Below are 23236 nucleotides of genomic sequence, written 5' to 3' on the forward strand. Positions count from 1 at the left end.
GGTTCACCGGCCGATCCAAATCGGCCGCTTCCCGTTCCGCCGGGCATTCCGAAAGCGCACAGGCGGACGAACGCGGCAATGCGCGTTCGACTCGATTGGTTGCTGCGGAATGGTCGCCCGGGGACCGACCGGAGTCGGCGCTCACGTCGGGCAACCCGGAGAACATTACGCACCGCCCTACCCGATGTCAACCCGCCCGGGCTCCGGCCGGACAAGCCCCTCCCGCGGTACAGTCCTGTGCATGACCTCGCGTACGTACAGCTCCCAGTGGTGGGCCGCCTAGGGCGGCCCGGACTGACGTACGCATCCAACGGCCGCCGCCTCGGCGGCCGTTTCGCGTTGTGCTCCCCGGCCGCTTCACCGGGCGGCGGTCTCCATCTGTCACACGACACAGGACACAGGAGACGACGGACATGACGGTGACGACGCAGGGCGCGCGGGTCTTCAGCGGGATCAAACCCACCGGGCACCTCACGCTCGGGAACTACCTCGGCGCCATGCGGCGGTGGGCGGAGGAGGACCAGCACCGCGCGGAGTCGCTCTTCTGCGTGGTGGACCTGCACGCGCTGACCGTGGAGCACGACCCGGCGCGGGTGCGGCGGCTGAGCCGGCAGACGGCGGGGCTGCTGCTGGCGGCGGGGCTGGACCCCGCGGTGTGCACGGTGTTCGCGCAGAGCCACGTGGACGAGCACACCCGGCTGATGTACCTGCTGGAGTGCGTGGCCACCGACGGCGAGATGCGCCGGATGATCCAGTACAAGGAGAAGTCGGCGCGGGCCCGGACCTCCGGGCAGAGCGTACGGCTGTCCCTGCTGACGTATCCGGCGCTGATGGCGGCGGACATCCTGGCGTACGGGGCGACGGACGTGCCGGTGGGCGAGGACCAGGCCCAGCACGTGGAGCTGACCCGGGACATCGCGGTGCGGTTCAACCAGCGGTACGGCCACACGTTCGTGGTGCCGCGGGCGACCGTGCCGGCGGTGGCGGCGCGGGTGATGGACCTCCAGGACCCGGCGGCGAAGATGGGCAAGTCCCACGCGTCGACGGCCGGGATCGTCTACCTGCTGGACGAGCCGGAGGCCGTCGCCAAGAAGGTGCGGCGGGCGGTGACGGACAGCGAACCCGGGGTGTCGTACGACCGGCAGGCTCGGCCGGGGGTGGCGAACCTGCTGGAGGTGCTGGCGGCGTGTACCGGTGCGGAGCCGGGCGGGCTGGCGGAGCGGTACGACGGGATCGGGGCGCTGAAGGCGGACACGGCGGACGCGGTGGTGGAGTTGCTGCGGCCGCTGCGGGCGCGGCACGCCGAGATCAGTGCTGATCCGTCGTACGTCGACGGGGTGCTGCGGGAGGGCGCGGCGCGGGCCAGGGCGCTGGCGCGGCCGACGGTGGACGCGGCGTACGAGGCGATGGGGCTGCTGCGGCCGGCCTGAGGGGTGCCCGCGGGTACGGGTACGGGTGCGGCGCGTGCCGGGCCCGTACCCTCTTCCGCCGCCGAAGGGTTACGCGCCCGCGGCCAGTTCGCGGCTGCGGTCGCGGGCGGCCTCCAGGGCGGCGATCAGGGCGGCGCGCACCCCGTGGTTCTCCAGTTCGCGGATGGCGCTGATGGTGGTGCCGGCCGGGGAGGTGACGGCTTCGCGCAGCTTGACGGGGTGCTCGCCGCTGTCGCGCAGCATGACGGCGGCGCCGATCGCGGACTGGACGATGAGGTCGTGGGCCTGGGCGCGGGGCAGGCCGAGCAGGATGCCGGCGTCGGTCATCGCCTCGACCAGGTAGTAGAAGTAGGCGGGGCCGGAGCCGGAGAGCGCGGTGGCCGCGTCCTGCTGCTTCTCGGGGACGCGCAGGGTCTTGCCGACCGGCTGGAAGATCGCCTCGGTGCGGGCGAGGTGCTGCTCGTCGGCGTGCCGTCCGGCGGAGATGACGGACATGCCCTCGTCCACGAGCACGGGGGTGTTGGGCATGACCCGGACGACGGCGGTGCCTTCGGTGAGGCGGTCCTCGACGGAGGCGGTGGTGATGCCGGCGGCGGCGCTGATCACGAGCTTGTCGGCGCCGACGTGCGGGGCGAGTTCGGTGAGCAGGGCGCCCATGTCCTGGGGCTTGACGGCGAGGATGAGGGTGTCGGCGGTCTTGGCGGCGTGCGCGTTGTCAACGGCCTGGACGCCGTAGCGGGTGCGCAGTTCGTCGGCGCGTTCGGCGCGGCGGGCGGTGACCAGCAGGTTGGCGGGGGCCCAGCCGGCCCTGATCATCCCGGAGAGCAGCGCCTCGCCGATCTTGCCGGCGCCGAGGACGGCGACGGTCTGGGTCGGGGCGGGGGTGGCGGTCATGCGGTTCACCTCAAGCGGTACGGGGCTCCCTGTGGGGTCATCCTCCCAGGGGGCGGGGGTGGGGTGAGGGACGCGTCCACTCCTCGGGCGGGTGAGCGGGCGGGCGGGCGGGGGTCCGGCCGGTGCCGGGGGTGCGGTAGGGGCGGGTCAGGGTCATCCCCTATGGCGTGCCGCCGGTGCCGGGGGGACCGTAGCGGTATGAGTCGTTCATCCCGTGAGATCTCTGTGTCGGGCGCGGAGAAGCGGCAGTTGGCCGTTGCTTCGGTGACCCTCGGACCCTGGCGGCCGGCCGCCGTCGTGGGCGCGCTGGGCGGCGGTGTGTCGCTGGCCCTGCACCTCGTGCACGGGCACTTCGGGCTCGGTGTCCTGACCGGTGCGCTGTCGGTGGCCGCGCTGCTGTTCTTCTGCGTGGGCGGGACCGGTTCGGTGCTCGGCTACTCCGCGCGGGGTCGCGGGCGGGACCACCGGATCAGGCGCTGGGCGCGCTCGCACCCGTGGCAGGTGGCGAGTGTGCCGGCCGCGATGATGTTCCTGACCGACCTGGTGCTGCGGCAGGTGCTCACCAGCCAGGGGTTCTTCGGGTCGGTGTGGACGGGGCTGTGGCACGGCGCCGTGGTGGGGGCCGTCGTCGGCCTCGCCGGCACCTTCGGCCGCTCCCGCGCCTGAGCGGGCGGTTCGGCCGCCCCCGCGCCTGACCGCGTCCGGCGGCATCCTGGACCGGCCGCCCCGCGCCGGCCGCCCGGTCAGCGCGCGGCCTTCACCACCAGCGCCGCCAGCTCCCGCCCCACCGCCTCGTCCAGGGGCGCGTGGTCGAGCAGCAGCCGGTACCACAGCACGCCGTAGACCACGTCGATGAGCAGTTCCAGGTCCGTTTCCGGCGCGATCTCGCCGCGGACCACGGCCCGTTCGAGGATCTGTCGGAGCACCGCGCGCCGCCCGAAGAGGAACCGATCGCGGAAGGCCGTGGCGAAGGCCGGGTCGAGCAGGGCCTGCGCCATGAGGCCGACCAGCACCGGCCGCTGCCCATGCTGGCGGAAGGTGGCGGCGAGGAAGGCCGTCAGGTCGTCGGACAGCATGCCCTCGTCCGGTACGGCGACCGTCGTCTGCGACAGGTCGAGCAGGGCCGTCAGCACGACGTCCGCCTTCGAGGACCACCAGCGGTAGATCGTCTGCTTGCCGACGCGGGCCCGCGCGGCGATGCCCTCCACCGTCAGCGCGCCGTATCCGCGCTCCCTCAGCTCGTCGATGGCCGCGCCCAGGATCGCCTGGCGCGCGGCCTCGCTGCGTGGCCTCCCCGGCCGCCGGTCACCCGTCATCCGCTCACCCTACTTTACAAGACGTGCCGTCTCGATATAAAAACGAGACGGCACGTATCGAATAGTCGAGGGGGCATGGGCATGCGTGTGGTGATCATGGGCGGCACGTCCGGCATCGGGTTGGCGACGGCTCGCGCGCTGCGGGCGGACGGCGCCGAGGTGGTCGTGACCGGCCGCGACCAGGAGCGGCTGGCGGCGGCCGCCGCCGAGGGACTGACCGCCGAGCGCGTCGACGGGACCGACGAGAAGGCGGTCACCGCGTTCTTCGAGCGGTTCGGCGCCTTCGAGCACCTGGTGCTCGCCTTCAGCTCCGGGCACGTCGGCCTGGGCCCGGTCCGGCAGATCGGGCTGGACGCCGTCCGGGCCGCGTTCGAGGGGAAGCTCTTCGGCTACCTGCTCGCGGTCCAGCGGGCGCAGGTCACCGGTTCGGTGACGCTCGTCTCGGCGGCGTCGGCGCGCGCCGGGCTGCCCGGGTCGGTGGGGCTCGCGGCGGTGAACGGCGCCATCGAGCGGATCGTCTCGCCGCTCGCCGCGGACCTCGCCCCGGTGCGGGTGAACGCGGTCTCGCCGGGCGTCATCGACACCGGCTGGTGGTCCTTCCTGCCGCCGGAGCAGCGGGCGGCGCAGTTCGACGCCGCCGCGCAGTCGGTGCCCTCGGGCCGGGTCGGCACCGCCGAGGACGTCGCCGGCGCGATCCGGTACGTGATCGGCGCCGATTACGTGACGGGCTCGATCCTGCCGGTGGACGGCGGGTTCACCGTGGCGTGACCGCGGCCCCGGGCCGGGGGCGGGTCAGCGGTCGGGCAGCGGGTGGCAAAGGTCGTGGATTCGCGACCGGGAACACATGGCGGGTGGGGTTAGCATCGGCGGGTCGGTCCCGAGGAACGGAGACTTCACCCGTGCGCCACCCTCGTGTAGGTGTTGCGATTCTGACGATGGGTACCCGGCCCGCGGAACTCCTGGCGCTGCTGGACTCCGTGGCGGCGCAGGAGACCCCGGCGACGCGGGTCGTGGTGGTGGGCAACGGCTCGCCGCTGCCCGATCTCCCCAAGGAGGTCGCCACGATCGAGCTGAGCGAGAACCTCGGGATTCCCGGCGGCCGCAACGTGGCGATCGAGGCGCTGCGGGAGTTCGGCGACGTGGACGTCCTGGTCGACCTGGACGACGACGGGCTGCTGGTGGGCACGGACGTCTTCACCCGGCTGTGCGCGCTGTACGAGGCGGACGAGCGGCTGGGTGTGGTCGGGTTCCGGATCGCGGACGAGCGCGGGCGCACCGCGCGCCGGCACGTGCCGCGGCTGCGGGCGTCGGACCCGATGCGCGGCGGGCTGGTCACCACGTTCCTGGGCGGCGGGCACGGCCTGTCGATGCGGATGCTCGACGAGATCGGCGGCTGGCCGGACCCGTTCTTCTACGCGCACGAGGAGACCGACCTCGCCTGGCGGGCGCTGGACGCGGGCTGGAACGTCCGGTACGCGCCGGAGCTGGTGCTGCGGCACCCGTGGACCTCGCCGACCCGGCACGCGGTGTACTACCGCAATCTGGCCCGCAACCGGGTCTGGCTGGCCAAGCGGCGGCTGCCGGTGCTGCTGGTGCCCGCGTACCTGGGGGTGTGGACGGCGCTGGCCGTGGCGCGCACCCGGTCGGGGGCGGGGCTCAAGGCGTGGTGCGCGGGGTTCGTGGAGGGGGTGCGGACGCCGTGTCCGCCGCGCCGGCCGATGCGGTGGTCGACCGCGTGGCGGATGACCAGGCTCGGCCGGCCCCCGCTGATCTGACCGCGCGGGGTGCGCGCGGGCCGGATCTGCGGGGGCCGGGCGGAAGCTCTGGGCCGGACGGAGCCGCGGGCCCTCAGCCCTCAGCCCTCAGCTCTCCAGCTTGCTGATGTCGCGGACGGCGCCCTTGTCCGCGCTGGTCGCCATCGCCGCGTAGGCGCGCAGCGCGGTGGAGACGTGGCGGGTGCGGGCGCGCGGCGCGTACACGCCGTTGCGGGCCTCCCGGCGGGCGGCCAGTTCCTCGTCGGAGACGAGCAGTTCCATGCTGCGGCCGGGGATGTCGATCCTGATCCGGTCGCCGTCCTCGACGAGCGCGATGGTGCCGCCGGAGGCCGCCTCGGGTGAGGCGTGGCCGATGGACAGGCCCGAGGTGCCGCCGGAGAAGCGGCCGTCGGTGACCAGCGCGCAGACCTTGCCCAGGCCGCGGCCCTTGAGGAAGGACGTCGGGTAGAGCATCTCCTGCATGCCGGGGCCGCCGCGCGGGCCCTCGTAGCGGATGACCACCACGTCGCCGGGCTTGACCTGCTTGGCGAGGATCTTCTCGACGGCCTCCTCCTGCGACTCGCAGACGACGGCCGGGCCCTCGAAGGTCCAGATCGACTCGTCGACGCCCGCGGTCTTCACCACGGCGCCGTCCACGGCGAGGTTGCCGCGCAGCACCGCGAGGCCGCCGTCCTTGGAGTAGGCGTGCTCGACGTCGCGGATGCAGCCGCCGGCCGCGTCGGTGTCCAGGCTGTCCCAGCGCTCGGACTGGGAGAACGCCTCGGCGGAGCGGACGCAGCCGGGGGCGGCGTGCCACAGTTCGACGGCCTCGTCGGACGGGGAGCCGCCGCGCACGTCCCAGGTGTCCAGCCACTGCTTGATCGAGGGCGAGTGCACGGTGTGCACGTCCTCGTTGAGCAGCCCGCCGCGGTACAGCTCGCCGAGGATGGCGGGGATGCCGCCGGCGCGGTGCACGTCCTCCATGTAGTACGTGCCGCCGGGCGCCACGTTCGGCGCGACCTTGGCCAGGCACGGCACGCGGCGGGAGACCTCGTCCATCTCGCTGAGGCCGTAGGCGACCTCGGCCTCCTGGGCCGCGGCCAGCAGGTGCAGGATCGTGTTGGTGGAGCCGCCCATCGAGATGTCCAGCGCCATCGCGTTCTCGAAGGCGGCCGGGGTGGCGATGGCGCGCGGCAGCACCGACGCGTCGTCCTGCTCGTAGTACCGCTTGGCCAGTTCCACCACGGTGGTACCGGCCCGCTCGTACAGCGCGCGGCGGGCGGTGTGGGTGGCGAGCACCGAGCCGTTGCCGGGCAGCGCCAGGCCGATCGCCTCGGTGAGGCAGTTCATCGAGTTGGCGGTGAACATCCCGGAGCACGAGCCGCAAGTCGGGCAGGCGTTCTCCTCGATGCGGAGGATGTCCTCGTCGGAGACCTGCTCGTTGACGGCGTCCGAGATCGCGTTGATCAGGTCGAGCTTGCGGACGGTGCCGTCGACGAGGGTGGCACGGCCGGCCTCCATGGGCCCGCCGGAGACGAAGACGGTGGGGATGTTCAGGCGCAGCGCGGCCATCAGCATGCCCGGGGTGATCTTGTCGCAGTTGGAGATGCAGATCAGGGCGTCCGCGCAGTGCGCCTCGACCATGTACTCCACGGAGTCGGCGATCAGGTCGCGGGAGGGCAGCGAGTAGAGCATGCCGCCGTGGCCCATGGCGATGCCGTCGTCCACGGCGATCGTGTTGAACTCGCGCGGCACCGCGCCCGCCGCCTTGATCGCCTCGGAGACGATCCGGCCGACGGGCTGGAGGTGGGTGTGGCCCGGTACGAACTCGGTGAAGCTGTTGGCGACCGCGACGATCGGCTTGCCGATGTCGGAGTTGGCGACGCCGGACGCGCGCATCAGCGCGCGTGCGCCGGCCATGTTGCGGCCGTGGGTGACCGTACGTGACCTCAGCTCGGGCACGGTTTCCCCTCCTTCTTGGGCCTGGCGTCTCGGCCTGCGGCCCACTTCGCTCGTACGAGTCTGCGCTGCCGGGACTCGCTGCTGCCTGGGAGTCGAGCCTACGCCGGTCGCCCAGGATTCGGACGCCGCGTCCGCATGGTGACCCGTGCGGGGGGAGGGCGGCTCAGCGCACGCGGACGCCCGCGAGGTGCAGGCGGGTGAAGGCCAGCGCCTCGGCGAGGTCCTCCTCGCGTTCGGCCGAGGACATCGCCCGGCGGGTGTTCACCTCGACCACCACGTGGCCGCCGAAGCCGCCGGCGGCCAGCGCGCCCAGCAGCTCGGCGCAGGGCTGGGTGCCGCGCCCGGGCACCAGGTGCTCGTCCTTCGCGGAGCCGTTGCCGTCGCCCATGTGCACGTGGGCGAGCCGGTCGCCCATCCGCGCGGCCATGTCCAGCACCTCGCTGCGGGAGGTGGCCGCGTGCGAGAGGTCCACCGTGAAGTGGCGGTAGTCGTCGTTGGTCACGTCCCAGTCGGGCGCGTACGCCAGCAGCTCGCGGTCGCGGTAGCGCCAGGGGTACATGTTCTCCACGGCGAAGCGGACGTCCGTCTCGTCGGCCATCCGCCACACCCCGCGGACGAAGTCGCGGGCGTAGCCGCGCTGCCAGCGGAAGGGCGGGTGCACCACGACGGTGGAGGCGCCGAGCCGCTCGGCGGCGGCGCGGGCCTTCTGGAGCTTCGTCCACGGGTCGGTGGACCACACCCGCTGGGTGATCAGCAGGCAGGGCGCGTGCACCGCGAGGATCGGCACCCGGTGGTAGTCCGACAGCCGGCGCAGCGCCTCGATGTCCTGGCTGACCGGGTCGGTCCACACCATGACCTCGACGCCGTCGTAGCCGAGCCGTGCGGCGATCTCGAAGGCGGTCGCGGTGGACTCGGGGTAGACCGAGGCGGTGGACAGCGCCACCTTCGCCCCGGCAGAGCCTCGCATTCCGGAGATACCGGACACATCGGAGGCGCGGACCCGGGGGGCGTCGCACGCCTGGGGTCGGTCCGCTCGCTGAGGCACGCCTGCCAGCGTACGGCCGCCGGCGCCGCGCAGGGCACCGCCGGCCCGCGCGCCGCCCGGCGCGGCCGCGGGTCTCAGGCGCCGTGCGGGGCCCGCCGCTCCTCCACCGCCTGGTCGCGGGCGGTGGAGGCCAGCTCGCCCACCATCACGTCGAGCTTGCGCAGGATCACACCCTCGCGCAGCGCCCACGGGCAGATCTCCAGCTCGTCGATCTCGAAGAGGTCCATCGCGCCCTCGGCGACCAGCGCGCCCGCCAGCAGCTGCCGCGCGCGGCCCTCGGAGACACCCGGCAGCGCGGCGCGCTTGGCGGCGCTCATCGCCGCCAGCCGCGGCACCCACTCCTCCAGCACCTCCCGGCGCAGCGTGCGCTGCATGTACAGGCCGTCCGCGCTGCGGGCGGCGCCGCTGATCCGGGCGAGCTGGCGGAAGGTCTTGGAGGTGCCCACGGCGTGGTCGGGGCGGCCGTGCCGGGCGAACTCCGGCACCGCGCGCGCTATCTCGGCCCGCACGTGGCGGCGCAGGGCGCGCACGTCGTCGGCGTCGGGCGGATCGGCGGGCAGCCGCGCGGCGGTCAGCCGGCCGGCGCCGAGCGGCAGGGAGACCGCCGCGTCCGGGTACTCGTCCATGCCGAAGGCGACCTCCAGCGAGCCGCCGCCGATGTCCAGTACCAGCAGCCGGCCCGCGGACCAGCCGAACCAGCGGCGTACCGCGAGGAAGGTCAGCCGGGCCTCGTCGGCGCCGGACAGGACCGTCAGCCGCACCCCGGTCTCGCGCTCGACCCGGGCCAGCACCTGCTCGCCGTTGACCGCCTCGCGGACCGCGGAGGTGGCGAACGCCAGGACGTCCTCGACGCCCTTGTCCTCCGCCACCCGCATCGCGTCCGCCACGGTGCCCACCAGCCGGTCGACCCCGGCCCGGCCGATCGCGCCGTGCTCGTCGAGCAGTTCGGCGAGCCGCAGCTCCGCCTTGTGCGAGTAGGCCGGCAGCGGGCGCGCGCCCGGGTGCGCGTCCACCACCAACAGGTGAACGGTGTTGGACCCCACGTCGAGCACTCCCAGTCGCATGGGCAGCACTGTAGTCAGCGGCGATCGCCCGCCGCGCGGGTCCGACCAGGCGGTACGGCCCGGACTCCACTTCGGCGGGCACGGTCCCGCGTGACCGTATTCGGCGCATTACGGTCTTACTCTTGGGCGCGTGGCCAAGGTGAAGCCCCGCAAGGGCACGAAGAAGAGCGCCGGTACGACCGCCGCGACCGACGAGGCCGGGCTGGACTTCCCCCGCGCCTGGGTGGAGTTCGTCGACCCCGCGGACGAGGAACAGGTCTTCCGGTGCGACCTGACCTGGCTCACCTCCCGCTGGACCTGCGTCTTCGGCAGCGGCTGCCAGGGCATCGTGGCGGGCCGCGCCGACGACGGCTGCTGCTCGCTCGGCGCGCACTTCTCGGACGACGACGACGAGAAGCGCGTCGCGAAGTACGTGACACGGCTCACCGCGGACGACTGGCAGTTCCACGCGCTGGGCACCGGGCCGGACGGCTTCTGGGCCGAGGAGAACGAGGACGGCGAGCGGCAGACGCGGGTGGTGGACGGCGCCTGCATCTTCTCCAACCGGCGCGGCTTCGCCGGGGGCCAGGGCTGCGCCCTGCACGCGCTCGCGCTGCGCGACGGCCGCGAGCCGCTGGAGACCAAGCCCGACGTCTGCTGGCAGCTGCCGATCCGCCGCACCTTCGACTGGGTGGACCGGCCCGACGACAGCCGGGTGCTGGTGGTGTCGATCGGCGAGTACGACCGGCGCGGCTGGGGGCCCGGCGGCCACGACCTGCACTGGTGGTGCACCTCGGCGACCTCCGCCCACGGCGGGGGCGAGCCGGTGTACCTGTCCTACCGGCCCGAGCTCACCGAGCTGATGGGCGAGGCCGGGTACGCGGAGCTGGCGCGGATGTGCGAGGCGCGGCTGGCGTCGGCGCTACCCCTGGTGGCGCCGCACCCGGCGGACCCGTCCGGCCCGGGGCGGTAGCGGCCCCGGGCCGGACGGGTCTGCGGGTCGACCGGCCCAGCCCGGCCGGCCCAGCCCGGGCCGGCCCGGTCAGCCGGACGGCGTCTGCGACGGCGACGGCGTGGCGCTGTCGGTCGGGGCGGGCGAGTTCGTCGGAGGGGAACTGCTCGGCGGGGGCCCGGATGGCGCGGTCGGCGCGGACGAGGTCGGCGGCGGAGTGCTGGTCTCGGTGCTCCCCCCGGTCGGCGGCGCGGAGGTCGGGGGCACGGACCGCCGGGAGGACCCTTGCAAGGTGACCGTGGCGTCGCCCGGGGAGAACCGGATCTGCGCCGACCACGAGCCCGACGGCTCCAGGGAGTGGTCCACCCGGATCACCAGCGTGAGCGTCTCGCCCGGTTTCAGGGTGCCCGAGCGTGCGGAGAAGTCCAGCCAGTACGCGGAGGTGGCCGCCGCCCACCTCACCGGCGCGGCGCCCCCGCCGGTGAGCGTGACGTATGTGGCGCCGTCACCCGGCCGCGCCGATACCTCCAGCCACCCCGCGCCCGCCGGCACCGACGACGCCGGGGGCGCCGTACCGCCCGTGACCGCCACGGTGGTGTCCTGCGGCGAGTGCGGAGCGGGCGCCGTCGCAGAGGTGGCGCCCGAACCGGTCGGCGCGGAGGGTGCGCTCGGCGACGGACCGGCGTGCCCCGCCTGCTCGTACGGCACCCCGTCGATCCCGTCGGACGCGGACGCGCGGTGCCCGTGCGAGCCCTCGCCCAGCGGAGTGGCCCGGTAGGCGGCCCACACCGCGAGCACCGGCGCGGCCACGACCGCCGCGACCACCGTGGTGGTCACCGCGCGGTGCCGCAGCACCGCCCGGCGGGCCGCCCTGTCCCCCAGGTCGACGGGGAAGCCGCGCCGGTCGAAGCGCGGGGTGGACTCCCGGGCCCGCCCGAACCCGGTGTCCATGGCGTGCAGCAGCGCCGCGTACGCCGCCGAGCGCGGCGCCTCCACCAGCGGCAGCACCGCCGCGGCGTCGGCCGCGCCCGGCCACGGCCCGTCGGCGACGACCCGCTCGGCGGTGCGCCGGCACACCGGGCAGTCGTCGACGTGCCGGACCAGCTCGGTGCGCAGTGTGGCGCCGAGCAGCACCCGCTTGTCCCCGGCGAGTTGGGACACCTCCGGGCACCGGCCGGTGTCGACGACGGCCAGCGCCGTACGGGTCCGCTCCACCTCGCAGGCGGCCCGCGCGAGCCGGGTCCTGGCCGCGTCCGCGTCGAGCCCCACCACCAGGGCCACTTCGCGCGGCGCGAGCTGGTGGCGGACCGCCAGCTCCAGCGCCTCGCGCTGCTCGGGGGTGGTGCCGGCCGACTCCGGCCAGGTCAGCGAGGCGAGTTGGGCCCGCCGCTGCTCGGCCACCGCCTCGGAGGTGTGCGGCGCGGCCGGCCGGCCCGCCGCGAGCCGGCGCAGGCACACCCACCGGGCGAGCGCGTACAGCCACGGCCGGCGCAGCCCCGGGTCGCGCAGCCGCACCCGCTGCCGCTCGGCCAGCGCCAGCACCTCGCCCAGCGCGCCGGCCGCCGCGTCGTGCTCGCACAGGATGGACAGGCAGTACGTGAACAGGCCGTCCAGATACGGCTCGTAGTGCGCGGGCGGCTGTATGGGCAGCGTGCCCTGCGGCCGCCGGGCCCGGCCCTCACGTCGGGCCGCGTGCCCCCGGCCGGCCCGCTCCGGCTCCGCGTCGGCACACTGCCGTCCGGACGGAACACGGTGTTTGCGGTGCGCTCCGGTGCTCTGCGTCGAGTTGGGGGATTGCCTGCTCATCACCGGGCGACGGTAGGCCCGCGCGCGCCCCCGGTTCACCACTACCGGCCCTCTTTAACCCGTACGGGTAATGATCCACCACAAAATGGTGAAGTCGCGGCCACACGTACGAGTGACCGCGGCTGTCGGTCCGGCCCGCTACGGTGAACGGCATGGCCACCCGCAAACCCGCGTCCAAGGACCGCCCCTCGTACCGCTGCACCGAGTGCGGCTGGACCACGGTGAAGTGGCTCGGCCGCTGCGGCGAGTGCCAGGCGTGGGGCACCGTCGAGGAGTTCGGCGGCGCCCCCGCGGTCCGCACCACCGCGCCGGGCCGGGTGACGGCGGCCGCCCGCCCGATCGCCCAGGTCGACGGCACCCAGGCCACCGCCCGCTCCACCGGCGTGCCCGAGCTGGACCGGGTGCTCGGCGGCGGCCTGGTGCCCGGCGCCGTCGTCCTGCTGGCCGGTGAGCCCGGCGTCGGCAAGTCCACGCTGCTGCTGGACGTGGCGGCCAAGGCGTCCGGCCCGCAGTCCCCCACGCTCTACGTGACCGGTGAGGAGTCCGCCTCCCAGGTGCGGCTGCGCGCCGACCGCATCGGCGCCCTCGCCGACCACCTCTACCTCGCCGCCGAAACCGACCTGTCCGCGGTCCTCGGGCACCTCGACGACGTCAAGCCCGGCCTGCTCGTCCTCGACTCCGTGCAGACCGTCGCCTCCCCGGAGATCGACGGCGCGCCCGGCGGCATGGCCCAGGTCCGCGAGGTCGCCGGCGCGCTGATCCGCGCCTCCAAGGAGCGCGGCATGGCCACGCTCCTGGTCGGCCACGTCACGAAGGACGGCGCGATCGCCGGGCCCCGGCTGCTGGAGCACCTGGTCGACGTCGTCCTCAGCTTCGAGGGCGACCGGCACGCCCGGCTGCGGCTGATCCGCGGGGTGAAGAACCGCTTCGGGGCCACCGACGAGGTCGGCTGCTTCGAGCTCCACGACGAGGGCATCACCGGTCTCGCCGACCCCTCCGGGCTCTTCCTCACCCGCCGCGACGAACCCGTGCCCGGCACCTGCCTCACGGTCACTCTCGAAGGGCGCCGGCCGCTGGTCGCCGAGGTGCAGGCGCTCACCGTGGACACCCAGATCCCCTCGCCCCGGCGCACCACCTCCGGCCTGGAGAACTCCCGCGTGTCCATGATGCTCGCGGTCCTCGAACAGCGCGGCCGGATCAAGTCCATCGGCAAGCAGGACATCTACACCGCCACCGTCGGCGGCGTGAAGCTCACCGAGCCCGCGGCCGACCTGGCGGTGGCGCTGGCGCTGGCCAGTGCCGCGATCGACACGCCCCTGCCGAAGAACCTCGTCGCCGTCGGCGAGGTCGGGCTGGCCGGCGAGGTGCGCCGCGTCACCGGCGTCGGGCGGCGCCTCACCGAAGCCCACCGGCTCGGCTTCACCCACGCCCTCGTCCCGCCCGACCCCGGCAAGATCCCCGCGGGCATGCGCGTCACCGAAGTGGCCGACATCTCCGACGCCCTGCGCACCCTCCCCCGCCGCTGACCCCCCGCCGGGGGCTGAGCGGACCCTCCGGGGTGCCCCGTCCTGTCGGTTCCGGGACCACCCGCCGGTGGCCTGTTGCGCGCGCAGTTCCCCGCGCCCCTTTGGGGCGCCGGCTTCTTTCGCCGGAAGGGCCGAGCACATTCAGGGGCGCGGGGAACTGCGCGACCAGCCAACGACCGCCCTGCGACCGGGGACGGGCCGGACGACCGGCGGCGCATCCCCGCACCCTCCCCCGATCACTCCTCAAGGTCCCTCGACCGCCCCCTGCGCACCCGCCTACGGCGGGTCCGCCCGAGCCCCCCGCAGGGAGTCGTAAGCTTGGCGAAACGCAGCGACCGTGAGGAGCAGAGTGGCAGCCAACGACCGGGCAGGGGGCTCCGCCCCGGCTCGTAGGGCAGCGGGCGACTCCTCCGGGCGCGCCGGCGCAGCCCTGAGCGACGGCGGTCTGATGCACGCGTCGCTGAGCGCGGTCGCCCCGGGTACGGCGCTGCGCGACGGCTTGGAGCGGATCGTCCGGGGCAACACCGGCGGCCTGATCGTGCTCGGCATGGACAAGACCGTCGAGTCGCTGTGCACCGGCGGTTTCGTGCTGGACGTGGAGTTCACCGCGACCCGGCTGCGCGAGCTGTGCAAGCTGGACGGCGCGCTGATCCTCGACAAGGACATCACCAAGATCCTGCGGGCGGGCGTGCAGCTCGTACCGGACCCCACGATCCCCACCGAGGAGACCGGCACCCGGCACCGCACCGCGGACCGGGTCAGCCGCCAGGTCAACTTCCCCGTGGTGTCGGTCAGCCAGTCGATGCGGCTGATCGCGCTGTACGTCGACGGGCAGCGCCGCGTGCTGGAGGACTCCGCGGCGATCCTGTCCCGCGCGAACCAGGCCCTGGCCACGCTGGAGCGCTACAAGCTGCGGCTGGACGAGGTGGCCGGCACCCTGTCCGCACTGGAGATCGAGGACCTGGTGACGGTGCGGGACGTCACCGCCGTCGCCCAGCGGTTGGAGATGGTGCGCCGGATCGCCACCGAGATCGCCGAGTACGTCGTGGAGTTGGGCACCGACGGGCGCCTGCTCGCCCTCCAGCTCGACGAGTTGATCGCCGGGGTGGAGCCGGAGCGCGAACTCGTCGCGCGCGACTACGTCCCCGAGCCGACCGCCAAGCGCAGCCGTACCGTGGCCGAGGCGCTCGCCGAGCTGGACGCGCTGCCGCAGAGCGAGCTGATCGAACTGACCACGGTGGCCCGTGCGTTGGGCTACACCGGGTCACCCGAGTCGCTCGACTCCGCGGTCTCGCCGCGCGGTTACCGGCTGCTGGCGAAGGTGCCGCGGCTGCCGAACACCGTCATCGAGCGGCTGGTCGAGCACTTCGGCGGGCTGCAGAAGCTGCTCGCCGCCAGCGTGGACGACCTCCAGGCCGTCGAGGGCGTCGGCGAGGCACGGGCCCGCTCGGTCCGTGAGGGTCTGTCCCGGCTGGCCGAGTCCTCGATCCTCGAACGGTACGTGTAGCCGCACCGCCCGGCCCGCCGCCGTCAGTCGTCGGTGAGCTGGAAGGACGTCTGCTTGCTGCCGTACCCGGACATCTGGAGCTGCACCAGGTAGGTGCCGCTGCCGGCCTGCTGGCCCTTGGGCTTCGCGCACTGCGGCGAGCTGGTCTGGCCGTTCCAGCTCAGCGTGTACGACATCGAGGAGCGCGCGGGCACCTGGAGCAGGTGGGAGCCGGTGGCCGGGCAGTCGTCCGACGCCCAGACGTGGCTGCCGCCCGGCGCGCTGGTGACCGTGAACACCGCGCTCTTCGGGCCGACGTCGATCTTGCACGCGGCCGCACCGGAGTTGGCCGCCACGAGGCGGAACTGCGGGTGTTGGCCGGGCTGGTAGGTGTTGCGCACCGGGCTGACCGAGAGCGTGACCGTACCGGGGGTGCAGGTCGGCAGCGAGGAGCCGGCCGGCACCTCCTGGCCGGCCGGGGGCACCGAGCCGGTACCGCCGCTGCCAGAGCCGCCCGAGGTGGCCGAGGGCGCCGAAGCGGTGGCGCCGCCGGTGTCGGCGCCGCTCGAAGTGCCGCTGTCCGTACCGCCGTTGTCGTCGCCGCCGCTGCCGGAGGAGCCGCTGGGCGCAGTGGGCTGTCCGCCGGGCTCGCTGCCGTCGTGCGGGCCGGACGGTGTCGGGCCCGGGGTGATGGTCGCCGCCGGGGTGTGCGAATCGGCGGGCGCGCTCGCGCCGTTGCCTCCCCCGCCGCCGCGACTGGTGACCACCCACAGGACGATGGCCGCGACCAGCGCGAGCAGGCACAGCAGAACTGCCCGCCGCCGCCAGTAGATGGACGATGGCAGAGGACCGACGGGATTGCGCATGGAGCCCACAGACGCACTCTAGGGGAGATCGGTACCGCGGCGCCGCACCACCCGCCGCCATACGTCCGGTCTTTGCCGATCATCACGTTTACATCGCCCCGAAGTCCCCTCTTTCCGCGCGCTGTTCCGCGCGCCGGTTCCGCGCTCCGTGTACCACCCGGAGTGCATCGTCACGCATCCCCGCGCTCCGGTTACCGTCCGCATGCGATGTCATTGGCATGTGCGAGGATCAACCCGCGATGAGCAATGACCTCTCCCCCACCCAGTCCCCCACCCAGCTTCCGGCGGCCCACGCCCCGGCCGGCGGCGCCCTCGGCGTCTCCCCCCGGCCCACCGCCGGGACCGCGCCCCGGCCCGCACCGGCGCCCGGGACCGGGACCGGGACACCGTCCGCGGACCCGGTGCCCGTCGACCTCCCCGCCCACGGGGCGCTGCACAGCGCGGTGATCGACTGGTTCGACGACCACGCCCGGGACCTGCCCTGGCGGCGGGCCGACGCGGGCGCCTGGTCGGTGATGGTGAGCGAGTTCATGCTCCAGCAGACCCCGGTCAGCCGGGTGCTGCCGGTGCACGCGGAGTGGATGGCGCGGTGGCCGCGCCCGGCCGACCTCGCCGCCGAGCCCGCGGGGGAGGCGGTGCGGGCCTGGGGCCGGCTCGGCTATCCGCGGCGCGCGCTGCGGCTGCACGCCGCCGCGACGGCCATAGCGCAGCAGCACGGCGGCGAAGTCCCGCGCGACCACGCGGAGTTGCTGGCCCTGCCGGGGATCGGGGAGTACACCGCGGCGGCGGTGGCGTCCTTCGCGTACGGCCGGCGGCACATCGTGCTCGACACGAACGTACGGCGGGTCTTCGCCCGCGCGGTCACCGGCGTGGAGTACCCGCCGAACGCCACGACCGCCGCCGAACGCCGCCTCGCGACCGCGCTGCTGCCCGAGGACGAGGGCACCGCGGCGCGCTGGGCCGCGGCCACCATGGAACTGGGCGCCCTGGTCTGCGTGGCACGCTCGCCGCAGTGCGGGAGCTGCCCGGTGGCCGACCGGTGCGCGTGGCGGCTGGCCGGCTCGCCCCCGCACGACGGCCCGCCCCGGCGCGGCCAGACGTACGCGGGCACCGACCGGCAGGTGCGCGGCCGGCTGCTGGCGATCCTCCGGGCCAGCCGCACCCCGGTCCCCCGCGCCGTGCTGGACACCGCCTGGCAGGAGCCCGTCCAACGCGCCCGCGCCCTCGACGGCCTCCTCACCGACGGCCTCGTCGAACGCCTCCCCGACGACCACTACCGCCTCCCCGCCTGACCCGCGTTCCGCGGGACCAGCACCCGAAGCCCGGCGCCCGCCCCCCGCCAGGCGCCGGCGCCGCCCCGGTGCCCACGGGCCGGGCAGGGGCGCCGTCCGCACGCCCCCGGACAACCGGCCCGACACCGTCCACCGCCACACCGCGACCGCCACCGTCCACCGCCACACCGCGACCGCCACCGCCACCGCCACGACCGCCACCGCCACCCGCCGAGCTAGCAGCCCGGCCCGCCTCCCGGCCCGAAGCGGCTCCCCACTGCGACAGAACGCCCCCACTCCCGGCTGCCGCCGCCGCGGGCCCGAGTACGCCCACCGCTCAGCCCGCCCCCGGCACGACTCCGGCCGCGTGCCCGCCGGGCGCCGGCCGCCCTCCGCCGCAGGCGGTCGTCCTCGGGCGCACCGGGGACGCGCGGCCGCGCCGGCCCGTCACGGGGGCTGTTACACAACCGATGGGTTGCTGTGCGCTCGCTGTGCGGCGGTGGTCGCGAAAGCCCAACATCCGGTTCGTAGCGTCGGACCAGGCCGTGGGAGACGTTCTCGTCGGCCCGTGGACGGCAGGCGTGATCGGCGGGGTGGAGGCGACACAGATGGCGGCGAGCAGCGGCGTTCTGGAGTTCGAGGAGTACGTACGGACCCGGCAGGATGCCCTGCTGCGCAGCGCGCGCCGGCTGGTGCCGGACCCGGTGGACGCGCAGGACCTGGTGCAGACCGCCCTGGTGCGTACGTACCCGCGCTGGGACGGCATCGCCGACAAGCGGCTCGCGGACGCGTACATGCGCCGCGTGATGATCAACACCCGCACCGAGTGGTGGCGCAGCCGGCGCCTGGAGGAGGTGCCCACCGGCGACCTCCCGGAGGCCAGCGTCGACGACGGTGCGGAGCAGCACGCCGACCGGGAGATGCTGCGCGACGTGATGCGGGTGCTGGCGCCGCAGCAGCGCCAGGTGGTGCTGATGCGGCACTACGGCCAGCTGAGCACCGAGGAGACGGCCCGTGCGCTGGGTATGTCGGCGGGTACCGTGAAGAGCACGCTGCACCGGGCGCTGGCCCGGCTGCGGCACGAGCTGGAGCACGGCAGGTACGGGTACACGCGGAAGGAGAGCCAGTGCGCCGCATAGCGCTGACCGCCGCGGTGGGCGCGTTCGCCTGCGTGACGGCGACCGGCTGCGGCAGCACGGTGACCGGCGCCCGCCAGGAGGGCCCGGCGCCGACGGCGACGGTGAAGACACCCGACACCGCCGCCCCCGCGCTCGCCTCCGACCCGGCCGCGCTGGCCCGGATGGTGCGCCGGGACACCAGCGTCAGCGCGGAGGTGCGGGAGGACCTGGAGCCGTGCACCGCCGCCGGCTCCGACGACCCGGACGGCGACGGCGACAGCGACGACACCGCCGGCATCGGCTCCGACGCGGCCTACCCGCTGGACACCGACTCCGGCGACCTCACCTCCGGCGACGGCCCCGACCTGGTGGTCAATGTCACCACCTGCGGCGACGGCCTCGGCATCGCCGCGTACGTGTACCGGATGACCGGCACGAAGTACCGGTGTGTCTTCGCCGACGAGCACTCCCCGGTCTACGGCAGTGTGATCAACGGGCGGCTCCAGGTGGTCCACGAGGTCTACCGGACCGACGACGCGGTGGCGTACCCGACCGGTGAGGAAACGGTCACCTACGCCTGGCGCGGCTCCAGCTTCCGCGAGGTCTCGCGCTCCTACTTCGACTTCGGCGCGAAGACGCCGACCGCCGAGCCCGAGCCGACCTCCACCGACCCCGTGCCACTGCCCAACTCCGAACTGCTCGACCCGGAGCTGCCCTCGACCGCCTCGCCCTCGCCCTCGACCTCGACCTCCTCGACCTCGACCTCCTCGCCCTCCTCCCCGTCGCCCACCGCGACCGGTGGGGGGCGGTAGCGCATGGCCCCCACCCACGTGCTGTTCGTCGAGGACGACGACGTGATCCGCGAGGCGACCACGCTCGCCCTGGAGCGCGACGGCTTCCGCGTCACGGCGGCGCCCGACGGCGTCACTGGTCTGGACTCCTTCCGGGCCGAGCGGCCGGACCTGGCGCTGCTGGACGTGATGGTGCCGGGCATCGACGGGGTGAGCCTGTGCCGCCGTATCCGCGACGAGTCCACGGTCCCGGTGATCATGGTCTCGGCGCGGGCCGACGCGATCGACGTGGTGCTCGGGCTGGAGGCCGGCGCCGACGACTACGTCACCAAGCCGTTCGACGGCGCGGTGCTGGTGGCCCGCATCCGCGCGGTGCTGCGCCGCTTCCGCGCCGCCTCGCCGGGAGAGGCGGCCGACGAGGGCGCGGTGCTGTCCTTCGGCGACATCGAGATCGACCCCGAGGGCCTGGAGGTCACCCGGGCCGGGCAGCGGCTGGCGCTGACGCCGACGGAGATGCGGCTGCTGCTGGAGTTCGCCCGCGCCCCGGGCACGGTGCTCTCCCGCGACCACCTGCTGGCGCGGGTGTGGGACTACGCGTGGGGCGGCGACACCCGCGTGGTGGACGTCCATGTGCAGCGGCTGCGGACGAAGATCGGCCAGGACCGGCTGGAGACCGTCCGCGGCTTCGGCTACAAGCTGAGGGCCTGAGGTGGACGCGGACATGGAGGTGGACGCGGACGTGGTGGACGGTCCGCCCGGCTCCTCGGCCGGCTCTGCGGCCCCTGCCGCGCCGCCCGGCCCCGTCCGGGCCCCGGACGAGCGCCCCGACGGCAACAGCCGCGACGGCGTCGGCCCCGACACGGCCCCCGGTCCGTCCCGACGGCGCCGGTCCGCCCGCCTGGCCCGGCGGGCCCGCCGCACCCTGCGCCACCGCCCGCTGCTGCGCCGCCTGATCCTGCGCCGCGGCCTGCGCTGGAAGATCAGCGCGGCCATCGCCGCGGTCTCCGCCCTGGTCGTCCTCGCGCTCAGCCTCGTGGTGCACAACGCCGCCCGGGTGAGCATGATCAACTCCACCCGGGACGTCCAGGACGAGCGCGTCCAGTCCGCGCTGCGGATCTACGAGGCCACCGGCCGGCTGGTCTTCTACGCCCGGCTCGACGACCCCGGCCTGCCGCCTGCCCTGAAGGTGTACGCCGAACGCGGCCAGCGCGCCACGTACGTCGCGGCCGGCCGCGGCGACGACCCCACCGTGTGGGCCGAGACCCCCGCCGGGAACGGCCACGTGCTGTCGCTGAAGAGCGCGTTCAGCGACCGCTACTCGGTGCTGGTCGACCTCGACCAGGCACTCGTCGCCGGCTCGCTCGCGGTGGTGGTCGGCGGCACCGCGATCGGCGTGCTGATCGGCGGGCGGATGTCGCGGCGGCTGCGCAAGGCCGCGGTCGCCGCCCGCAAGGTCGCCGACGGCGACACCCAGGTGCGGGTGCGCGAGGCGATCGGGGGCCGCCGGGTCCGCGACGAGACCGACGAGCTGGCCCGGGCGGTCGACGGCATGGCCGACGCGCTCCAGCTGCGGCTGGAGGCCGAGCGCCGGGTCACCGCCGACATCGCGCACGAGCTGCGCACCCCCGTCACCGGCCTGGTCACCGCCGCCGAGCTGCTGCCGCCCGGCCGCCCCGCCGAACTCGTCCGGGACCGGGTGCACGCGCTGCGCACCCTCGTGGAGGACGTCCTCGAAGTGGCCCGGCTGGACGGCGCCGCCGAGCACCCCGAGCTCCAGGACATCGCGCTGGGCGACTTCGTACGGCGCCGGGTGCCCGTGCTCGCGCCCGGCGCCACCGTGACCGTCGCCGAGGACGCCGTGGTGCCGACGGACCCGCGCCGCCTGGAGCGGGTCCTCGGCAACCTGCTGGCCAACGCGCTGCGGCACGGCGCGGCCCCGATCGAGGTCCTGGTCGACGGCGCCTTCGTACGGGTCCGCGACCACGGCCCGGGCTTCCCCGCGGACCTGCTGCGGGAGGGGCCCAGCCGGTTCCGCACCGGCCGCACCGACCGCGCGGGCGGCGGCCACGGGCTGGGCCTGACCATCGCGGTCGGCCAGACCCGCGTCCTCGGCGCCCGGCTGACCTTCCGCAACGCCCCGGCGGCCGACGGCGGCGGCGCCGTCGCCCAGCTGATGCTCCCCCGCGGCTGAGCGTCCGACGGCCGTCCGGGCCCTCAGACCGCGTCGACCGGCTCCGGCGCCCCGTCCGCGGGGACCTCCTCCTTGGGGCCCGCGCCCCGCAGCGGCGTCTCGACGACGAAGAGCGCGGCGACGAACCCGATCACGCTGACCACGGTGCCCCACAGGAACACCTGGTGGGTGCCGGCGGACACCGCGTGGAAGTAGCCGTCCTTCACGGTGGCGGACAGGCGGGCGACCGCCTTGGGGTCGAGTTGGGCACCGCCGCCGAGCGCCGCCGCGCCCTTGCCGCCCAGCCGCGAGGCCATGACGTCCTGCACCCGGTGCGAGAACAGCGCGCCGAAGAGCGAGACGCCGAAGGAGCCGCCGATGGTGCGGAAGAGCGTCGCGGACGAGGAGCCGACGCCCATGTCCCGCATGTCCACGCTGTTCTGCGCCACCAGCATGGTGATCTGCATGATGCAGCCCATCCCGGCGCCGAGCACGGCCATGTACACGCCGGAGACGGTGCGGGAGGTGTCGACGCCCATCGTGGACAGCAGGTAGAGCCCGATGGTGATCAGCACCCCGCCGACGATCGGGAAGACCTTGTAGCGGCCGGTGCTGGTGGTCAGCCGCCCGGCGACCATCGACACCGCCATCATCGCCAGCAGCATCGGCAGCAGGAGCAGGCCGGAGTTGGTGGCCGAGGCGCCCTGCACGGTCTGCTGGTAGAGCGGCAGGAAGGTCATCGCGCCGAACATGGTGAAGCCGACGAGGAAGCCGATCACCGAGATCAGGGTGAAGTTGCGGCTGCGGAAGATGCGCAGCGGCAGCACCGGCTCGGCGGCGCGGGTCTCGGTGTAGAGGAAGCCGGCCAGGGTGACCACGCCGAGCACCAGCAGGCCGAGGATCTGCCCGGAGCCCCAGGCGTACTGGGTGCCGCCCCAGGTGGTCAGCAGCACCAGCGAGGTGATCGCCACGGTGAGCAGGGAGGCGCCGAGGTAGTCGATCCGGGCGGCGCCGGGCTTCCGCTTCGGCAGGTGCAGCACGACGGTGACCACGGCGAGGGCGACCGCGCCGATCGGCAGGTTGATGTAGAAGCTCCAGCGCCAGCCCCAGTTGTCGGTGATCGAGCCGCCGACCAACGGACCGCCGATCATCGCCACGGCCATCACGCCGGCGATCATGCCCTGGTACTTGCCGCGCTCGCGGGGCGGGATCAGGTCGCCCATGATCGCCATCACGCCGACCATCAGGCCGCCCGCGCCCAGGCCCTGGACCGCGCGGAAGGCGATGAGCTGGTCCATGGACTGCGACATCCCGGACAGCGCCGAGCCGATCAGGAACAGCACGATCGAGGTGAGGAAGATCCCCTTGCGGCCGTACAGGTCGCCGAGCTTGCCCCAGATCGGGGTCGAGGCGGCGGTGGCCAGCGTGTAGGCGGTGACCACCCACGACAGGTGGTTCAGGCCGCCGAGCTCGCCGACGATCGTGGGCATCGCGGTGCCGACGATCATGTTGTCGAGCATCGCGAGCAGCATGGCGATCAGCAGGCCCGCCATCACCACCCGCACACTGCGCTCGCGGGGTGCCGCGGCCGCGGGCGGCTGCTTGCTGAGCGGCGCTTCGGTCTGGGTCATGACCGGCGTCCCTTCCTCCGGGAGGAGGGCGGAGTCGTTCGCTGGAACTTACTTGCCGCCCGGCTAGTTCTGGTCGAAAAGCAAGGTAGGGGCTAACTAGCCGGGCGTCAAGTAAGTGCGTAAGGTCGTGGTGGGGCCGTACCGTGAGGAGGCCCGTCACGCAGTGGCCGCACCA

General features: G+C 74.3%; 20 protein-coding genes. 12 read left to right on the top strand and 8 right to left on the bottom strand.

All coding sequences use genetic code 11. The features are described from left to right. Nucleotides 1-413 precede the first annotated feature (413 nt). Nucleotides 414-1430, top strand: a complete 1017-nt coding sequence (trpS, locus tag WA788_RS32185; protein WP_335983526.1) for a tryptophan--tRNA ligase — start codon at nucleotides 414-416, stop codon at nucleotides 1428-1430. Between the two features lie 69 nt (nucleotides 1431-1499). Here the strand turns inward: trpS and proC are convergent, their stop codons facing one another. Further along, nucleotides 1500-2324 (bottom strand): pyrroline-5-carboxylate reductase, encoded by an 825-nt coding sequence (proC, locus tag WA788_RS32190; RefSeq protein WP_335983529.1) that lies wholly within the window; start codon nucleotides 2322-2324, stop codon nucleotides 1500-1502. 198 nt (nucleotides 2325-2522) lie between these two features. On the opposite strand from proC, the gene WA788_RS32195 reads away from it, so the two are divergent. Beyond that, the gene (locus tag WA788_RS32195) at nucleotides 2523-2990 is read left to right on the top strand and encodes a hypothetical protein (protein ID WP_335983533.1); all 468 of its coding nucleotides are present in this window, start codon (nucleotides 2523-2525) and stop codon (nucleotides 2988-2990) included. Between the two features lie 77 nt (nucleotides 2991-3067). Here WA788_RS32195 and WA788_RS32200 read toward each other — a convergent pair whose 3' ends face one another. Beyond that, complete coding sequence (locus tag WA788_RS32200; protein WP_335983535.1) at nucleotides 3068-3640, bottom strand: TetR/AcrR family transcriptional regulator; 573 nt, start codon at nucleotides 3638-3640, stop codon at nucleotides 3068-3070. 81 nt (nucleotides 3641-3721) lie between these two features. Here WA788_RS32200 and WA788_RS32205 point away from each other — a divergent pair, with 81 nt between their 5' ends. Beyond that, nucleotides 3722-4408, top strand: a complete 687-nt coding sequence (locus WA788_RS32205; protein WP_335983538.1) for an SDR family oxidoreductase — start codon at nucleotides 3722-3724, stop codon at nucleotides 4406-4408. A 131-nt stretch (nucleotides 4409-4539) separates the two neighbouring features. Continuing rightward, nucleotides 4540-5415, top strand: coding sequence for a glycosyltransferase family 2 protein (locus WA788_RS32210; protein WP_335983541.1), 876 nt, complete (start codon nucleotides 4540-4542; stop codon nucleotides 5413-5415). Nucleotides 5416-5502: 87 nt separating this feature from the next. Here WA788_RS32210 and ilvD read toward each other — a convergent pair whose 3' ends face one another. The 3 genes from ilvD to WA788_RS32225 all read right to left on the bottom strand — a co-directional run bounded on the left by ilvD (nucleotide 5503) and on the right by WA788_RS32225 (nucleotide 9465). Then, complete coding sequence (gene ilvD, locus WA788_RS32215; protein ID WP_335983544.1) at nucleotides 5503-7356, bottom strand: dihydroxy-acid dehydratase; 1854 nt, start codon at nucleotides 7354-7356, stop codon at nucleotides 5503-5505. Nucleotides 7357-7519: 163 nt separating this feature from the next. Next, nucleotides 7520-8323, bottom strand: a complete 804-nt coding sequence (locus tag WA788_RS32220; protein WP_335983547.1) for a sugar phosphate isomerase/epimerase family protein — start codon at nucleotides 8321-8323, stop codon at nucleotides 7520-7522. A gap of 152 nt (nucleotides 8324-8475) precedes the next feature. Then, nucleotides 8476-9465 (bottom strand): Ppx/GppA phosphatase family protein, encoded by a 990-nt coding sequence (locus WA788_RS32225; RefSeq protein ID WP_335983551.1) that lies wholly within the window; start codon nucleotides 9463-9465, stop codon nucleotides 8476-8478. A 130-nt stretch (nucleotides 9466-9595) separates the two neighbouring features. Between WA788_RS32225 and WA788_RS32230 the strand changes: the two genes are divergently transcribed. Then, nucleotides 9596-10417: a hypothetical protein gene (locus tag WA788_RS32230; protein ID WP_335983553.1), complete on the top strand. Its 822-nt coding sequence runs from the start codon at nucleotides 9596-9598 to the stop codon at nucleotides 10415-10417. A 69-nt stretch (nucleotides 10418-10486) separates the two neighbouring features. On the opposite strand, the gene WA788_RS32235 is transcribed toward WA788_RS32230, so the two are convergent. After that, nucleotides 10487-12202 (bottom strand): hypothetical protein, encoded by a 1716-nt coding sequence (locus WA788_RS32235; RefSeq protein ID WP_335983556.1) that lies wholly within the window; start codon nucleotides 12200-12202, stop codon nucleotides 10487-10489. 152 nt (nucleotides 12203-12354) lie between these two features. On the opposite strand from WA788_RS32235, the gene radA reads away from it, so the two are divergent. Beyond that, nucleotides 12355-13728, top strand: coding sequence for a DNA repair protein RadA (gene radA / locus WA788_RS32240; RefSeq protein WP_335983558.1), 1374 nt, complete (start codon nucleotides 12355-12357; stop codon nucleotides 13726-13728). A 349-nt stretch (nucleotides 13729-14077) separates the two neighbouring features. Then, nucleotides 14078-15235 carry a DNA integrity scanning diadenylate cyclase DisA gene (gene disA / locus WA788_RS32245; protein ID WP_435132781.1) on the top strand — a complete coding sequence of 386 codons (1158 nt, stop codon included), beginning with the start codon at nucleotides 14078-14080 and terminating at the stop codon, nucleotides 15233-15235. A gap of 23 nt (nucleotides 15236-15258) precedes the next feature. Here the strand turns inward: disA and WA788_RS32250 are convergent, their stop codons facing one another. Then, on the bottom strand, nucleotides 15259-16080 hold the full coding sequence (locus tag WA788_RS32250) for a hypothetical protein (protein WP_335983561.1): 822 nt from the start codon (nucleotides 16078-16080) through the stop codon (nucleotides 15259-15261). Nucleotides 16081-16319: 239 nt separating this feature from the next. Between WA788_RS32250 and WA788_RS32255 the strand changes: the two genes are divergently transcribed. The 5 genes from WA788_RS32255 (at nucleotide 16320) to WA788_RS32275 (ending at nucleotide 21451) form a co-directional block, all read left to right on the top strand. After that, entirely contained in the window at nucleotides 16320-17372 is a 1053-nt protein-coding gene (locus tag WA788_RS32255; RefSeq protein WP_335983563.1) for an A/G-specific adenine glycosylase, read from the top strand. Nucleotides 17373-17959: 587 nt separating this feature from the next. Then, a complete protein-coding gene (locus tag WA788_RS32260) occupies nucleotides 17960-18490 on the top strand; it encodes a SigE family RNA polymerase sigma factor (protein ID WP_335983647.1) in 531 nt (176 codons plus the stop codon). Then, on the top strand, nucleotides 18478-19281 hold the full coding sequence (locus tag WA788_RS32265; RefSeq protein WP_335983565.1) for a hypothetical protein: 804 nt from the start codon (nucleotides 18478-18480) through the stop codon (nucleotides 19279-19281). Before WA788_RS32260 ends, WA788_RS32265 begins: the two co-directional genes overlap by 13 nt. Nucleotides 19282-19284: 3 nt before the next feature. Then, nucleotides 19285-19968: a two-component system response regulator CseB gene (gene cseB, locus WA788_RS32270; RefSeq protein WP_335983568.1), complete on the top strand. Its 684-nt coding sequence runs from the start codon at nucleotides 19285-19287 to the stop codon at nucleotides 19966-19968. Nucleotides 19969-20200: 232 nt separating this feature from the next. Further along, on the top strand, nucleotides 20201-21451 hold the full coding sequence (locus WA788_RS32275) for a sensor histidine kinase (RefSeq protein WP_335983650.1): 1251 nt from the start codon (nucleotides 20201-20203) through the stop codon (nucleotides 21449-21451). Nucleotides 21452-21474: 23 nt separating this feature from the next. On the opposite strand, the gene WA788_RS32280 is transcribed toward WA788_RS32275, so the two are convergent. Further along, on the bottom strand, nucleotides 21475-23061 hold the full coding sequence (locus WA788_RS32280) for an MDR family MFS transporter (RefSeq protein ID WP_335983570.1): 1587 nt from the start codon (nucleotides 23059-23061) through the stop codon (nucleotides 21475-21477). Between the last annotated feature and the right edge of the window lie 175 nt (nucleotides 23062-23236).

Origin of the sequence: Streptomyces sp. CA2R106 (assembly GCF_037034245.1) — a bacterium.
Lineage (GTDB): Bacteria > Actinomycetota > Actinomycetes > Streptomycetales > Streptomycetaceae > Actinacidiphila.

Bases quoted from the DNA above. Each gene is read 5' to 3' on its own strand.
- trpS (WP_335983526.1), top strand. From the start codon at position 414: ATGACGGTGACGACGCAGGGCGCGCGGGTCTTCAGCGGGATCAAACCC.
- proC (WP_335983529.1), bottom strand. From the start codon at position 2,324: ATGACCGCCACCCCCGCCCCGACCCAGACCGTCGCCGTCCTCGGCGCC.
- WA788_RS32195 (WP_335983533.1), top strand. From the start codon at position 2,523: ATGAGTCGTTCATCCCGTGAGATCTCTGTGTCGGGCGCGGAGAAGCGG.
- WA788_RS32200 (WP_335983535.1), bottom strand. From the start codon at position 3,640: ATGACGGGTGACCGGCGGCCGGGGAGGCCACGCAGCGAGGCCGCGCGC.
- WA788_RS32205 (WP_335983538.1), top strand. From the start codon at position 3,722: ATGCGTGTGGTGATCATGGGCGGCACGTCCGGCATCGGGTTGGCGACG.
- WA788_RS32220 (WP_335983547.1), bottom strand. From the start codon at position 8,323: ATGCGAGGCTCTGCCGGGGCGAAGGTGGCGCTGTCCACCGCCTCGGTC.
- WA788_RS32225 (WP_335983551.1), bottom strand. From the start codon at position 9,465: ATGCGACTGGGAGTGCTCGACGTGGGGTCCAACACCGTTCACCTGTTG.
- WA788_RS32235 (WP_335983556.1), bottom strand. From the start codon at position 12,202: ATGAGCAGGCAATCCCCCAACTCGACGCAGAGCACCGGAGCGCACCGC.
- radA (WP_335983558.1), top strand. From the start codon at position 12,355: ATGGCCACCCGCAAACCCGCGTCCAAGGACCGCCCCTCGTACCGCTGC.
- WA788_RS32250 (WP_335983561.1), bottom strand. From the start codon at position 16,080: ATGCGCAATCCCGTCGGTCCTCTGCCATCGTCCATCTACTGGCGGCGG.
- WA788_RS32255 (WP_335983563.1), top strand. From the start codon at position 16,320: ATGAGCAATGACCTCTCCCCCACCCAGTCCCCCACCCAGCTTCCGGCG.
- WA788_RS32260 (WP_335983647.1), top strand. From the start codon at position 17,960: ATGGCGGCGAGCAGCGGCGTTCTGGAGTTCGAGGAGTACGTACGGACC.
- cseB (WP_335983568.1), top strand. From the start codon at position 19,285: ATGGCCCCCACCCACGTGCTGTTCGTCGAGGACGACGACGTGATCCGC.
- WA788_RS32280 (WP_335983570.1), bottom strand. From the start codon at position 23,061: ATGACCCAGACCGAAGCGCCGCTCAGCAAGCAGCCGCCCGCGGCCGCG.